Origin of the sequence: Pediococcus pentosaceus, from assembly GCF_001437285.1 — a bacterium.
In the GTDB taxonomy this organism is placed as follows: Bacteria; Bacillota; Bacilli; order Lactobacillales; family Lactobacillaceae; genus Pediococcus; species Pediococcus pentosaceus.
In genome coordinates this window covers 47,314-63,192 of the sequence record NZ_JQBF01000002.1, presented here as the reverse complement: position 1 = coordinate 63,192, position 15,879 = coordinate 47,314, and the positions used below count along the sequence as shown (strand labels likewise).

The following is a 15,879-nucleotide window of genomic DNA, read 5'->3' as shown; positions in this document are numbered from 1 at the left end:
ATCTTTACACCTGTTCCTTATATGGAATTTGGATTACCACCTGGGTTCCATTTTGATCACTGCTTATTTTTAGTTCGGCATCTTTACCATAAAGACCCATCAAGCACACATTAAGATTTTGTAATGCCGTTCCACTCCCACTTACAGAACTTACCGTCTGTTTTCCTAATTTATCAATAATACTTTTATCAATCCCTTGCCCATTGTCAGTAATTTCAATTTTAAGTCTTTGTTTAATCTGTTCAACATTAATTGAAACTATATTGCCCTTTTTTCGACTATTAAAGGCATGCTTAAGGGCATTTTCAACAATAATTTGGATGCTAAATGGAGGTATCATTACATTTTCCGAAACCTTCTGGTGAAACAAAATTTCAAATCGATTTGGAAAACGTGTTTGTTCAAGCATTAAATAGGCTTTAACATGTTTGAATTCTTGATACAACGGAATGGTTGTTTCTCTAATCCCCGTTAAATTTGCCCTAAAATAAGTACTGAGTTGGATCAGTAATTCACGTGCTTGGTCACTGTCGTACCGCATAACTGCCACAATTGTATTTATCGCATTAAAGAAAAAGTGCGGATTGACTTGCGATTGGAGAGATTTTATTTCGGCATCCCGCACTAATTCTGATTGATGCTCGATTTCTCCTAACATTATCTGCATTGCTAATATTTCTCCCAGCCCTGTTCCTAATTGAATTTCCACTGGACTTAATCGCCATTCTTCTACATAGTAGAGTTTCAAACTACCTACTGCTTTACCTTTAATGATTAAAGGTACTACGACGGCCGAGTGTAATGGACAACTTTTTACAGGGCAATTAATCTCATGAGCATTATTTCCAATTTGAACTTCACCCAATTTAACCGCCTCTTCAGATAATTCCGTCAAGATAGAAGCACCTGTGATATGGTGATCACTTCCCATCCCCGCAAAAGCCAGAATCTTAGATTCATCTGTAATACCAACCGCATCAAAATTTGTATATTCCAATATTAAACTAGCAGCCTTTTTAGCGGCTTCTTGATTTAACCCTTGACGAAAAACTGGCAAAGTTTTTAAAGCTAACTGAAAAATTGATTTAGTTTGGGTAGCTTGAGTATCAACTTCCTGCCGAAAGTAAAGCGTGATAATTGATAAGAAAACCGAAGTCCCTAAAGCACCTACTAGCATCGTTGGTATTGCAATATATTTTACCAAAGTCCAACCTGTCGGACTAAATAGTAAAATAAACAGCATTTGGATTGCTTCCATTAAAAGTCCTACTAAAAAACCATCAAACACTTTCATTGTTGCAAAGCGATGTTGTTTTTTCTTAGCAAAAAAACCGGCTAAAATTCCAATTATCATCGAACTGGGAATATAAAAAAGGGCGTCGGTTGTTAGCGACTCTTGCAACATTCGGTGAAGTCCAGCGACTAAGCCTACTCCACCCCCAACCAGCGGCCCGCCAATAATTCCTGAAACTGTAACCGTTAAAATTCGAATATTAGCTACAGAATCTCCAGGGGTAACATTCTGCAGAAGGGATTTGAATTGAATGCTATTATCAGGTCGAAGTTCAACACCAATTAAATTTGCTACAATCGTAAAAATAGAAAAAATCGCAAATAATTGGAAAGTTGTTGACCAATCTTTTCGAAAAAGTAATTTCCTAAATTGAGGAATATTTACTAGAAAAAAAGCCAAAATAATAATTAATCCAGCTCTTTCAAACAAAAGTACGGTTAAATTTAACATGCCTACTCCTTACATTAATCATTCTAAAACTACCATTCTTAATCACAATATAATTATAAGCCTTTCAACGGTCATCCCTTATTAAAGCCTACAAAAAAATAGGATTTTAATGATATTCACACCATTAAAAATCCTATTTTAATTAAACTATTTTAGTCATTTTCGCGACTGTAACTTTCAATTTCACGAACGATATTGTTGATAAAGTCAGCACTAGCTTCATTCTTAGAATCATCTTCACCGTAGTGACGTACACTAACGGAGTTATTTTCTAATTCATTATCACCAACAACTAAGATATATGGAATCTTTTGAGTTTGAGCTTCACGAATCTTATAACCCATCTTTTCATTACGGTGGTCAACTTCAACTCGAATGTCTTTATCGACCATTTCTTCACGAAGTTTATCGGCATAAGCACCATGTAAATCATCTTTAACAGGAATGATTGTAACTTGCTTAGGAGCTAACCAAGTTGGGAAAGCACCCTTATACATTTCAATCAAGTAAGCCGTGAAACGTTCCATAGTTGAAACTAATCCACGGTGAATCATTACTGGACGATGTTCTTCCCCGTCAGCCCCAACATAATGTAGGTCAAATTGCTTTGGAAGCATAAAGTCTAATTGAATTGTTGAAAGTGTTTCTTCATTTCCAAGGGCTGTCTTAGTTTGAACGTCAAGCTTTGGACCGTAGAATGCGGCTTCGCCTTCAGCTTCAACATAATCTAAGCCAAGATCATCCATAGCAGCTTTCAACATAGATTGTGACTTGTTCCACATTTCATCATCGTCAAAATACTTTTCAGTATTAGCAGGATCACGATAACTTAGGCGGAATGTGTAGTCAGTGATATTGAAATCACGATAAACTTCAACCATTAATTGAAGAACTTTTTTAAATTCAGCTTGAATTTGGTCTGGAGCCACAAATGTATGACCATCATTCAACGTCATTTCACGAACTCGCTGTAATCCAGAAAGAGCACCGGATTTTTCGTAACGATGCATCATCCCTAATTCAGCAATCCGGATTGGTAATTCACGATATGAACGAATATGGTGCTTATAAACTTGGATATGTGAAGGACAGTTCATTGGACGGAGTTCAAGCATTTCGCCATCACCCATGTCCATTGGTGGGAACATGTCTTCACGATAGTGTTGCCAGTGACCAGAAGTCTTATATGCATCAAGGTTCATCAATACTGGAGTGTAAACATGTTGGTAACCATGCTTAACTTCCTTATCAATAATGTAACGTTCAATGGAACGACGAATTGTAGCACCATTTGGCATCCAGTAAGGAAGTCCTGCACCAACCTTAGGGTCAACGAAGAACAAGTCTAAATTGTTTCCAATGACACGGTGGTCACGTTCGTGAGCTTCCTTTTGGCGTTCAAGTTCTGCTTCAAGATCTTTTTGTTTGTAGAAAGATGTTCCGTAAATCCGTTGGAGCATCGGATTACTTGACTTACCTTCCCAATAAGCACCTGCAACTGACAACAACTTAACGGCTTTCATATCTGAAGTGCTAAGTAAAGCAACGTTATCACTAACAATTATTTTTCCATCAACGTCATAAACACTAACTTTGCCATTTTTTTCGTTACGCTTAACGATTTTAGCTTGGTATGGGTCACCATCAACGCTTGCTAGGGCTTCTTCTACACTAATTTCACTATGCTTTAAGCTAATCTTAGATTTAATAATGTCCTTCATCTTATCTTCGATTGCTGGTAATTGGTCAACTGAAATTTGTTGATCAACCTTATCTGTATCAACGTAAAAACCATGTTCTCCGTTGCCAATCTCACCAAAATGAACTCCAGGATAGATGCTTTCGATAGCACTAGTCAAAACTAAGGCTGCCGAATTCCAGTTAACGATGTTACCATCTTCTGAATCTTTTGTGACAATTTCGATTTTTACGTTTTCGTTAATAGCTTGGTCCAAACGAACCAAGGCACCGTTAATTTTCCCAGCAACAGCTTTTTTAGCAAGGCTAGTACTGATTGACTTAGCAATATCTAAAATTGAAACGCCTTGTTCAAAAGGTTTTACACTGCCATCTGGAAATTCAATATTAATTTCTGTCATAACACTCTCTCCTTAAATTTATGTACAAAAAAAGTCCCTGGTATAAAAATACCAGGGACGTGATTGTCATTTATTATTCACGCGGTTCCACCCTAATTGTAGACAGTTAAAAAACTATCTACCACTCGATTAAAAGCCATAACGGTGGCAACCGAACTGGGATTGCGCCCAGCCTCTAGTCAAGTGGGAAGTTTTAAGTGCATCGCTTGCAGTCGCGGCTCCGCTCCCTGAATTAAAAACTACATGTTTGACTGTGATTTATACATTTATTCTACCTATTTTTGATTGTTTGTCAATCCTGTCGATGATTTTTTCCCGTCATCGAGACTTCCTCACTCAAAAATTTAATTCGTTCCATCAATCTTTTCGCTTTTAAAGGTTCTGCTTCGCCTCTCTGATTGACTGTTAGATGTTCTCGCTCTAATTGGTCCATTGAAAAATTAGATGTAAAAAATGTTGGTAATTCTTCTTGCATTCGGTATTCAAGAATTACTCCCAATACGTCATCCCTAATCCAAGAAGAAATACTATCCGCTCCAATATCGTCAATTACCAAAATCGGAGCTTTTTTAATCGCATCGATTTTAGTTTGAATCGTATTAGAACTTCCAATCGCATTTTTTAATTCAACAGCTAAACTAGGAAAATGAACAATAGTTGTCGAATATCCTTCATCAGCCAAAGCGTTCCCCATTGCGCCCATTAGATACGTTTTTCCCACACCAAAACTTCCCGTCAAATACAAACCCTTATGCCAATCTTGAGGGCGTTCTAAATATTCGTTTACAAACGCTAAAGTTTTAGCCAAAGCGTCTGTTCGTTCTGGTTCCTGATAGTATCCCTCCAATGAAGCATGACGGATTAATTTAGGCATACTAATCGATTTAACTAACGCTTTTCGATGACGTTCTTGTTCTAATAAATGAGTCTGTTTCGTGGGCACATACTCAATATCAATCAAATGATTGCTTAAGACTAATTCTGGCTGATATCCCGGTAAAAAGGTTGCTTGGTTATTTTTAATCTTATTTCGTTCTGAAACAAATTCATACAGCTTAGCCGCTCCACGTTCGATAGCTTCCTTGGATAGTTCGTCTTGATGCTCCTCGCAAAAACTAATCACTTCTGGATCAGAATACACTGATTTCATCACGTTATTAAAACGCTGGTCGAGCTTTCTTTTGCTCATTAATTCTTGCAAAATTTCTCGGACATTTTCCATGACTATCCCTCCTTGCCTCTAGAACGAAGTTTTTTAAGTTGTTCATTAATTTTTTTAGTTGTTTCTGGATTAACTTGCTTGGGTTCTTTAGTCTTAGCGGTCTCCGTAGCCCATTCAGGTAAGGTTTCTCTTTGAATCGTACGCCGATTTTTCGAATAATTATTGTTCGTATTTTTCTTTTGTTCTTGGCGTTTACGAATAAATTCTAAAGCTTCCACTGGAGTTTTAATTTTATTTTTAATCCAGTCATTGGCAATTGCTTCCACTAAATTTTTATTTAACGTAGGTCGACCCTGATCAACAATAAAATAGTAAACTAAAAAGTTTATCACACTAATTGGCATTAACCCTTTACCAACTAAATCTGTGATAATTCTTTTTTCTGCAGCAGTTGTAAAGCCCCCTGCTTGTGCTTTCAAACTTTCAATAAATACGTTGGGTGACATAGCATAGGTTGCACTAATAATGGCGCGTTCTTCTGTAGTAAGTTTAGCTAGCGCATTATTCGGAATTGACTCGTTTTTAGGCTGAGAATTCCCATCATCTTTAACCGGCGTCTGCCCATTATAAGCGTTCAAAACTCGTGACTTTAATTCTTTAGGATCAATTTTGTTATCTTCATAACTCGTAGAGGCTTTGATTAACTGAGCCATTTCGCTTTCATTAATCCCATAAATAGTCTGTTCAACCATAATTAAATGTTCATTTTCTAGCAAGCTCTGATGATCTACAAAACTAGAACTTAGCATTTGCGCAAGTAATTTAAAATCAAAATCTTGGTTAATAACTTCTGTATCAACTTCATGCTCGGTTTCCGATAAACTTTTCTGAACCTGATTAATTGCATCTGGTTTATTTATTACGCTACTTCCCAATTGAAAATAGTCGCCCAGCTTTTTGGAAACATCATAAAATTCGTCCTGACGCACGTGCTGCTTAATCAGTCGATGACTCAGCCGATCGAATTCACTTTCGCCAATCACGCCCAGCAATAAAGCACTCAAAGTGTCATCTTTAAAGAATTTAACGGGATCGGCTGGAGCTTGGAGTGCATACAAAAATAAACTTCGACGATCAATTTTTCTCTGATACGTTTTTAGTAGACCTAGTGCTTCTAAACGTCCTCGTGCCTCAACTATCGCTGGTAGATCGATTCCAAGCCAGTTTAAAAGGATTGTATGTGTGTACTGTTCTGAGATCGATTTGGTTTCCTGACTCATTTCCCACAAAACCATCATCAAACTATATGCATCTGAGGTCAACAATGGACGATATAGTGTCGTCAATGAACGTTGCTCAAAATCAGTAATTTGACGTTGGCTATCAATTATAAATGAATCATGGGGTGCTAATTCACTCATCTCAGTTGCCATCTACTCTTTTTCCTTTTCTTCGTCTTTTTTCATCATATCTTGCAGCTCATCTAAAAAGACATGCATATCTTTAAATTGACGGTAAACACTAGCAAAACGAATATAAGCAATCTCATCTAAATCTACTAAAATATTCATCACATATTCGCCAATAATTTGACTTGAAATTTCGCTCTCACCTAAAGAACGAACCTTATTTTCAACCTTATCGACCATATCCGTCATCTGTTCCATGTTTAAGGGCCGTTTTTCAGCTGCTCGTACAATCCCTTTTAAAATTTTATCTCGATCAAACTCTTCTCTTGATCCATTTTTCTTAATAACTAGTAATGGTGTTGCTTCAACACGTTCAAACGTGGTAAATCTAAAGCCACATTTTTCACATTCTCTTCTTCGTCGAATAACCCGACCTTCATCGGTTGGTCGACTATCAACAACTCTTGATCCATTATTTCCACAGTGTGGACATTTCATTTCGTTTCACCTCGCCGAATGCTTCGGAAGCTTAGAATAAATTCTTGTCAACAAGCCATTTTACCACTTGACTTCGTGTCTCTTCAATTGTTCCACTGGTATCAATCACAATATCAGCTTTTTTTACCTTTTCTTCGATAGGCATCTGAGCTTGAATTCTTTTTTGAGCGTCAATTTCATTTAAACTATCACGTTGCATTAAACGTTCTACTTGAATTTGAGCACTAGTTTTAATGACCATTAAATAATCAACCATTTTTTCATATCCTTGCTCAAAGAGCACCGGAGCATCTAAAACTACTACCTTACTTGCGCTAAAAGTGTCCAATTGTCTTACTATTTCGGTTCGAATATAAGGTTGCACAATTATATTTAGCTTTTCCAATTGTCTTTGATCATTGAATACAATTGGTCCTAGTTTTCGACGATCAATATTTTGATTTTTATCTAGAATACTTTCACCAAAAGTATCCATCAATTTCACTTTAACTTCATCAACTGTTAAGATTTCGTGTGCAATTTGATCAGCATCAACTACCGGAATTGCTTTAGATTTCAAAAATTGGCTAATCGTCGTTTTACCCATTGCAATCCCGCCAGTTAGACCAACTATCACTGTCATATCACTACCTCAAAACTTGGCAATGGGGGCAAAAATGGGTCCCACGTTGTGCCACTTTAATCCGTTCAATGGGTGTCCCGCATCGCTGACACGGCAAACCTTGGCGATGGTATACATGCAACTGGTTTTGAAAACTTCCCGCATGACCATCCGCATTCAAATAAGAAAAAACCGTCGTTCCTTTAGCTTCAATCGCCAATTGCAACTCTTCAAAAATTGATTCACGCAAAATTGCAATTTCTTCATCAGTTAAAGTATTAGAAATCTGCTGAGGATGAATTTTGCTTAGCCACAATACTTCATCAGCGTAGATATTGCCTAAACCAGCAATCATGGACTGATCCAATAGAAAACTTTTCATTCCACGTTTTCGATTCCGTAGCTGATGGGTTAAATATTCTAAGGTAAGGGTCTCAGGCGTTGGTTCTGGTCCAATCGTTTTTAAACCGCCCACTTGTAATTCCTCACCCGTGGGTACCAAATTCATCCTACCGAATTTTCTAGTGTCGTTGTACCGAAGATCTTTTCCATCATCAAGCTCGAAAATAACGTGATCATGCTTGCCATACTCTTCACGACGATCAACTACAGAGTATTTACCCTCCATGCGAAGATGAGAAACCATCGTGTAATCTCCACTAAAATCAATTAATAGATATTTACCGCGTCGTCGAACATTAAGAATTTTTTTACCCTCTAGTTCTTCTGCAAAAATTTCCGCTTTTGGTGAGACCATTTTTGAATAACGTACTACAACATTAGTAACTATTTTTCCTTCAACTAAGGCTGCTAGGCCTCTACGAACTGTTTCAACTTCTGGTAATTCAGGCATACTTCTCCCCCGTTATTTAGCGTCGTACCACGTATTTCCCCAAGCTGCTCCAACTTTAAGTGGAACATCCAATTTAACTGCTGAGTCCATAACCTTCGGTACTAATTCTTTCATTAACGTCATTTCTCCATCCGGAACTTCAAAAATCAATTCATCGTGCACTTGGAGTAACATTCTACTCTTCAAGTTACGCTTTTCTAATTCATTTTCCATATCGATCATCGCAATCTTAATAATATCAGCAGCACTACCTTGAATAGGCGTATTCATAGCGGTTCTTTCCGCAAATGAACGTAAATTAAAGCTAGACGAATTAATGTCTGGTAAGTAACGTCGACGGTGCGCAATTGTTTCTACGTAGCCTTGTTCTTTAGCTAACTGAACTGATTCATCAATATATTTTTTTACACCAGGAAATTCCTTAAAGTATGTTTCGATAAATTTCTTGGCATCTTTCCTAGAAATTCCAATGTTTTGGGACAAACCATAGTCACTGATACCATACACAATTCCAAAATTAACTGCTTTAGCTTGACGTCGGATATTAGGAGTTACCTCGCTAGCATCCTTTAATCCAAATATTTTAACTGCAGTTGTAGCATGAATATCTTCGCCATTTTTAAATGCTTCCTGTAAATTCTGATCACCTGTAATATGTGCTAATACGCGTAATTCAATTTGTGAGTAATCCGATGATAAAATATGCCACCCTTCACGAGCTGGAACAAAGGCTTGGCGAATCTTCCTACCCTCTTCAATGCGCACCGGAATATTTTGTAAATTAGGGTCAATGGAAGATAGTCGGCCCGTTTGGGTCAAAGTTTGTACATAGGTTGTATGCACTTTTTCATCAGTCGTATGAATTACTTTTAAAAGCCCATCAACATAAGTTGATTTAATTTTTGAAAGCGTACGGTAGTTCAAAATATTATCAATAATTGGTGACTCGCCTTGTAATTTCTCTAAGACGTCTACCGCAGTTGAATACCCTGTTTTAGTTTTCTTAATGATTGGTAATTTTAACTTTTCAAACAGCACTACTCCGAGTTGCTTGGGCGAATTAAGATTAAATTCCTCTCCCGCTTCGTTGTAGATATTGGTTTCAATTTCACTTAAGCGTTCAGTAAACTCGCTTTGCATTTGATTTAAGCGGTTGCGGTCAACTTTAATACCGCTAATTTCCATCTTGGCTAATACAATTGCGAGTGGTAATTCAATATCCCAATATAAATTATTTTGTTCATTTTTTACTAATTCTTGGTCCAATTGTTTACCTAAAAAGTTAATAGCTGCTAATTTACGTGCAAGGTGGTTAAACAATTCTGTTTGCTCTGGAACCGCACGCTTAGCGCCTTTGCCATAAACATCATCGTCTGTATCAATCGCATCGTAATCATGCTCATGAGCAAGTTGACCTAGGTCATTAGAATTATCATTAGTATCTAACAAATACGATTGAAGCAATATATCAAAGTTAACCGCCGTTAGCTTAATCCCTAGTCGATGTAAGCCAACATACGTCCGCTTACTATCAAATACATTTATCTTAATTTTGGGATCTTCCAAAATAGCTTTGATTTTTGAATTGTTCAACAGTTCTACATCATCACTAACCCAAATGTTATCGGCATTTCCGATCACAAATCCCGTAAAATCAGACAAATGATAGTTTTTGTCCAACATTTCCAAATAAAAATCAATTTCACCTTTTAATGATTGGAGTTGTTCCACGTTGTCCTTATTTAAAACGTTAAAAACAACCTCTTTTTTCACGGCCTCAACTCCATCTTGAGTTGCCGTTTGATCTAATTTACTTAAAAAGGACTTAAAGTTCATTTGGTGGTAAAATTCTCTCAAATATTCTTCGTTAATACCGGCATACTGCACATCATCGAGACTAATTTCTATCGGTGCATCCCGTCTAATAGTTGCTAGATCTTTTGATATGAAAGCATTGTCTCGATCTTCAATCAAATGCTCCTTCATCTTGCTAGGTTTTAATTCATCAAGATGCTCATACAAATTCTCCAATGAATCAAATTGTTTTAACAACTTAATGGCCGTCTTTTCACCAACTTTAGTTACTCCAGGATAATTATCCGATGTGTCTCCAGCTAAGCCTTTAATGTCAATAATTTGTTTAGGTGTTACGCCTAATTTTTCTTCGACATACGCTGGTGTGTACTCTTCTACTTCGCTTACCCCTTTTTTCGTAACGGCGACGATTGTTTTTTCGCTACTCAATTGGGTTAAGTCACGATCTCCCGTAACCACAACTACCGCATAATCTTGGGCTTCAGCTTCTTTAGCAAGTGTTCCAATAATGTCATCAGCTTCATAATTAGGAAGCTCGTAAGATTTTATTCCATATCCTGTAAGTAATTCACGTAAATAAGGCATTTGCTCTGATAGTTCAGGTGGTGTTTTAGACCGACCACCTTTATAATTATCAAATTTTCCATTTCTAAAAGTGGTTTTACCAGCATCGAAGGCCACCAAGGCCGCTGTCGGCTGGTATTGTTCTAAAATACTATCTAACATTTTGTTGAAACCAAAGATTGCATTAGTATGTAATCCATTTTTATTTACAAATTTACTTAAAGAATTATGTAACGCAAAAAAAGACCGAAAAGCAATACTATTTCCATCAATCAATAAAAGTTTATCTTTTGCCATAATTTCCTCCGTTTTCTATCCTCTTTAATGATACCAAAAACCGAAGGTCAACGTGAAAAAGATTGACCTTCGGTTTATTTGTATTTATAAAATTTTTATTTAGTCTCGATTCCATCCAAAAATAGTTAAGAAGTATTGGAAGAGGTTAATAAAGTCTAGATATAGGCTAAATGCCCCTTGGATTGCAAGTCCAGTCTCAGAAACTTGGTCACCATAGTTCAGGTAAAGACGTTTCATAGTTGCAGTATCATACATTGACAAACCCGCAAAAATCACAATTCCAATAATTGAGAAGAAGAAAGTTACGGCTGAACTGTGAAGGAAGAATAAATTAATCACTAAAACTACCACCATCGCAATCAATGCCGCAATTAAATGGTTACCCATCCTTGATAGATCACGCTTTGTGGTTACTCCCATCACACTCATTACAATGAAAACCGATGCTGCTGAGAAAAATGCCCCCGCAATAGTAGCGGTACTATAAAGCATAAAGACACTCGACAACGTAATTCCAAAGAATGCCGAAAAGGCAAATAGCATTAAGAAACTAACCGTTGGATTCTGCAAGGCCGCCTTTTGTCCAAAAATCATAAACAAGAACAAAGCAATAAAAATTACCCAGATACTCATTCTTCCTTGAGAAAGGAAAGTCATTACGGCTGGTCGCCAGATTGTGGTTCCTAGGTAAGCAATCACTCCAGAGAAGGCTACAGCAGCTGCCATCCATCCGTACATCTTTGTTAGAAATCGATTTAATCCTATTTCTGTATTAATAACATTTGGTCTTTGATCCAATCTAATTCCCCCATTCGATTATTTACCACATTGTAACAAGAAGCTACCCAAATGGCTAATGTTATAGGTCAAAATTAGTCAAACAAATCAAAACTTAATAATTATTTAAATAATGCCTTATAAGCATTTTCGTACTTAGTAATATCTCCGGCCCCCATAAAAACCAATACCGCATCGTGTAAATCACTAATAGCCGATAAATCATCTTGATGAATCAATTTGGTATTATTACCAATCTTATCTGCTAAGTCTTGTGATGAAACAGCCCCGGCATCTTCACGTGCAGAACCAAAAATTTCAGTTAAAACAACTTGATCAGCTAAACTTAAACTCTTGGCAAAGCCATCCATCAAAGCGGCAGTTCTTGAGTAAGTATGTGGTTGGAAAACAGCAACAATTTTTTTATCAGGAAATTCTTGGCGAGCTGCATCTAATGTCGCCTTAATTTCAGATGGATGATGTGCATAATCATCAATTAAAATATTATCAGCAACTGCTTCCTTAGAGAAACGACGTTTAACACCTTGATAAGTTAAAAGTTCTTTTTGAACTAGGTCCAAATCAACTTTTTCAAAGTATGCTACTGCGATTACAGCCAAGGAATTTAGCACATTGTGTTCACCAAAAAGGTTAATTGTAAATCGACCTAACTTTTCACCCTTATGGATTACATCAAATTCAGAACCCGTGGTTGTTCGACTAATATTGGTAGCTTGGAAGTCATCATTTTCCTTAGTTCCATAATAGTAAACTGGAACAGATGTATTGATTTTACGAAGGCTTTCATCTTCACCCCAAGCAAAGATTCCCTTATGAACTTGATCGGCAACCTGCTGGAAGGCACTTTCAACATCGGCGAGATCCTTATAATAATCTGGATGATCAAAATCGACGTTAGTCATAATCATATAGTCTGGATGGTATGCAATAAAATGACGACGATATTCGTCAGCTTCAAAAACAAAGAATCGTGCATCTGGAATACCCTTACCGGTTCCATCACCAATTAAATAACTAGTCTTGTCTAAACCACTTAAAACGTGAGCAAGCAATCCTGTTGTACTAGTCTTACCATGCGTTCCTGCAACACCAATACTAGTATATTTGTCTAGCATTTGTCCCAGAAGTTCATGGTAACGAATTACTTTTAGACCCATTGCTCTAGCTTTTTTAATTTCAGGATGTTCATCAGTAAATGCATTTCCAGCAATCACCGTCAAGCCTTCACGTAGGTTGGCTGGATCAAAAGGTAATATCTTAATCCCAGCAGCTTCTAAGCCCTTTTGTGTAAAGGTATATTGCTCAATATCTGATCCTTCTACTTTGTATCCCTCGTCATGCAAAATAAGTGCTAGGGAACTCATCCCTGACCCCTTAATACCGATAAAATAATAAGTTGAATCTTTATCCACCTTTACCACTCCTATAATTAAATTGTTTTTAGTTTACCACACTACACTTCGTTATTGTTTCCATCATAAAAAACTTCCCGTGGTTTTGAACCACGAGCTTCCGAAATATATCCTGAAGCCTCAAGTTGATCCATAATGGTTGCTGCTCGGTTGTATCCAATTGAAAACATTCTCTGTAATTTAGATGTTGAGATAGTTTCCTCATCCGCTAAGAATTCAAGTACATTATCCATTAATTCGTCTTCGCTATCCAACTCTTCACTTTGGACTTTCAACTCATTAGGATTGAAAGTATATTGTGGCGCAGCCTGTGCTCGGACAAAATCAGTAATGTCATCGATTTCTTCATCAATAAAGGCCCCTTGTAGACGAACCGGATTACTCTTTCCATTTCCAAGGAACAGCATATCTCCTCTTCCTAAGAGTCGCTCTGCCCCTGAATGATCCAAGATTGTTCTTGAATCGACTTGACTGGATACCATAAACGCTACCCTTGTTGGAATATTATTTTTAATCAATCCGGTTACTACGTCCACGCTAGGTCGCTGGGTTGCAATCAATAGATGAATCCCAGCTGCCCGTGCTTTTTGCGTAATTCGTACAATGTAATCCTGTACTTCTGAAGAAGAAACCATCATTAAATCAGCTAATTCATCGATAATAACTACAATGTACGGCATTTTATTGGCGTAATCTTGGGCTTTTTCGGCCTTTTTATTATATTGCTCAATGTTGCGAGCACCTGCAGCCGCCAGTCTTTCATAACGCTCATCCATCTCTTTGGTAACCCATTTTAAAGAAGCCGCTGCGGCCTTAGGATCTGAAATAACTGGAGCAAGCAAATGTGGCAGTCCATTGTATGGCGCTAACTCAACCGTCTTGGGATCAATTAATAGTAGTTTCAACTCTTGAGGAGTCGCTTTGTATAACAACGACACCAAAACACTGTTAATAAAAACACTTTTACCAGAACCAGTGGCACCAGCAATCAGACCATGCGGCATCTTGCGAAGATCATAAGTTTGAGGTTGACCAAACAAATCAACTCCCAAAGCCACGGTTAATGGTGACTCACTTGCTTTAAACTTATCTGAACTAATAATTTCACTTAAAGGCACTGGTCGAGGATGCAAGTTAGGTACTTCAATCCCCACGGTATTTTTACCAGGAATTGGAGCCTCAATTCGAATATCCTTAGCTGCTAACTGCAGCTTTAAATCATCCGTTAAATTCGTGATTTTATTGACTTTAACTCCTCGACCGAGTTCAATTTCAAATTGAGTTACCGTTGGACCCACAGTCCAATTTACAACCTCAGCATCAACATCAAACGCTAATAAGGCATCATTCAATCTTTGAATTTGATCATTAACCCACTCGTCCGTATTATCAGTGTCAATTACTGGATTAGGTAATAAATTCAAACTTGGAAATTGATACCCGAATTCATTAGTTTCACTTCGTTCAAATGACTGCCTTGGATTTTCTTCCAGCGGTTGCTCTTCAAAGTGATTATTATTTTCAATTGGGACAGCTTTTTCAACCATCGTTTTCGGTACGTTTTTTTCTATCACCGGTGTAATATTTTCATCAAGTTCATGATGACTTTTCTCAAGCTGGTGTCGATGCTTAATTTCATGCATAACCTTTGCTGGACGTTTCGGTGCCTCATATTTTGTACGGGGCATTCTAAAACGAGGCTGTCGATGCTCAGTTTTCTCTACCACTTGTTTAGTTGGTTCAGGTGTATCTTTAGCCAACGTTGGTTGGATGGGATCTATCGCCTGCGATAATTTTGCTTGGGAAATGGTCTCTGGAACCTGTTTACGCCGTTTAATAGCAGGGGTAAAATCCTCATTTTTTAACTTCGAAGTTTGGTCTTCTTGAATATTTAAACTTGGATTATTAAAATCTACGCCTTTTTTTCGAAAAAAAGCAGGCCCATCATATTTAACCATCTAAATCCCTTCTTTAATCAAAGATATGATTACCTTTTTCAAAATCAAATGCTTCACCTACAACGAAATCATCAGGTAAAATTAATGCTCCCTTCTTCTGAGGTGCATTATTTAAATGCAATTCTCTTCCAGAGGAAATCATTCCATTACTTTCAACGCCACGAAGTTCGCCTGGCCAAATAATCATTCCATCTGGCATGATTGCTCCCACCTTAGCTACTACTACCTTGATATTGTCGGTCATATTAGGTGAACCACTAACAATTTGCAAAGTTTCACCATTATCCACCTCAGTTTCAGTAATTAACAAATGATCTGAATCTGGATGTGGTTTAGTTGATTTCACGTAACCCACGACAAATTTTGGACGTTCATCTGCTACTAATTCAGCTTCAAAACCATTAGCAGATAATGTGGCATTAAGTTGCTTTACTTGTTCTTGAGTCAAAGTAATGGGACCCTTACCATTGATTTCAAAAATTTCGCTAACATTTAAGAAATTAAAACCGGTGGTTTCATTTGTTTTAGCATCGGCAATTCGAACTACGGAGCCTTTTTGTTCAATTTTTGCTTCCTCAGCATCTGGACGAATCATCGTAATTAGGATATCTCCCATGGTTTCTTTATTATAACTAGCAATTAACATTATTTTCTCCTTAAAATATATAC

At 37.3% G+C, this 15,879-nt stretch carries 12 protein-coding genes; all 12 read right to left on the bottom strand.

Features of this window, described 5'->3' with window-relative positions:
• Positions 1-4: 4 nt before the first annotated feature.
• The 12 genes from IV86_RS02065 to ytpR all read right to left on the bottom strand — a co-directional run bounded on the left by IV86_RS02065 (position 5) and on the right by ytpR (position 15,856).
• Positions 5-1,744, bottom strand: coding sequence for a LytS/YhcK type 5TM receptor domain-containing protein (locus tag IV86_RS02065; protein ID WP_056979325.1), 1,740 nt, complete (start codon positions 1,742-1,744; stop codon positions 5-7).
• A 152-nt stretch (positions 1,745-1,896) separates the two neighbouring features.
• Positions 1,897-3,843, bottom strand: a complete 1,947-nt coding sequence (thrS, locus tag IV86_RS02060; protein WP_002833794.1) for a threonine--tRNA ligase — start codon at positions 3,841-3,843, stop codon at positions 1,897-1,899.
• A gap of 292 nt (positions 3,844-4,135) precedes the next feature.
• On the bottom strand, positions 4,136-5,065 hold the full coding sequence (gene dnaI, locus IV86_RS02055) for a primosomal protein DnaI (RefSeq protein WP_002833793.1): 930 nt from the start codon (positions 5,063-5,065) through the stop codon (positions 4,136-4,138).
• A gap of 2 nt (positions 5,066-5,067) precedes the next feature.
• Complete coding sequence (locus IV86_RS02050) at positions 5,068-6,438, bottom strand: replication initiation and membrane attachment family protein (RefSeq protein ID WP_056979324.1); 1,371 nt, start codon at positions 6,436-6,438, stop codon at positions 5,068-5,070.
• Positions 6,439-6,912 carry a transcriptional regulator NrdR gene (gene nrdR / locus IV86_RS02045; RefSeq protein ID WP_002833791.1) on the bottom strand — a complete coding sequence of 158 codons (474 nt, stop codon included), beginning with the start codon at positions 6,910-6,912 and terminating at the stop codon, positions 6,439-6,441.
• A gap of 31 nt (positions 6,913-6,943) precedes the next feature.
• Positions 6,944-7,534, bottom strand: a complete 591-nt coding sequence (gene coaE / locus IV86_RS02040) for a dephospho-CoA kinase (RefSeq protein WP_002833790.1) — start codon at positions 7,532-7,534, stop codon at positions 6,944-6,946.
• 4 nt (positions 7,535-7,538) lie between these two features.
• A complete protein-coding gene (mutM, locus tag IV86_RS02035; RefSeq protein WP_002833789.1) occupies positions 7,539-8,366 on the bottom strand; it encodes a bifunctional DNA-formamidopyrimidine glycosylase/DNA-(apurinic or apyrimidinic site) lyase in 828 nt (275 codons plus the stop codon).
• Between the two features lie 12 nt (positions 8,367-8,378).
• The gene (gene polA / locus IV86_RS02030; protein WP_002833788.1) at positions 8,379-11,042 is read right to left on the bottom strand and encodes a DNA polymerase I; all 2,664 of its coding nucleotides are present in this window, start codon (positions 11,040-11,042) and stop codon (positions 8,379-8,381) included.
• Positions 11,043-11,141: 99 nt separating this feature from the next.
• Positions 11,142-11,840, bottom strand: a complete 699-nt coding sequence (locus IV86_RS02025) for a Bax inhibitor-1/YccA family protein (RefSeq protein WP_056979323.1) — start codon at positions 11,838-11,840, stop codon at positions 11,142-11,144.
• Between the two features lie 101 nt (positions 11,841-11,941).
• A complete protein-coding gene (gene murC, locus IV86_RS02020; protein ID WP_002833786.1) occupies positions 11,942-13,252 on the bottom strand; it encodes a UDP-N-acetylmuramate--L-alanine ligase in 1,311 nt (436 codons plus the stop codon).
• A gap of 41 nt (positions 13,253-13,293) precedes the next feature.
• Complete coding sequence (locus IV86_RS02015) at positions 13,294-15,210, bottom strand: DNA translocase FtsK (protein WP_056979322.1); 1,917 nt, start codon at positions 15,208-15,210, stop codon at positions 13,294-13,296.
• A gap of 13 nt (positions 15,211-15,223) precedes the next feature.
• A complete protein-coding gene (gene ytpR / locus IV86_RS02010; protein ID WP_002833784.1) occupies positions 15,224-15,856 on the bottom strand; it encodes a YtpR family tRNA-binding protein in 633 nt (210 codons plus the stop codon).
• Between the last annotated feature and the right edge of the window lie 23 nt (positions 15,857-15,879).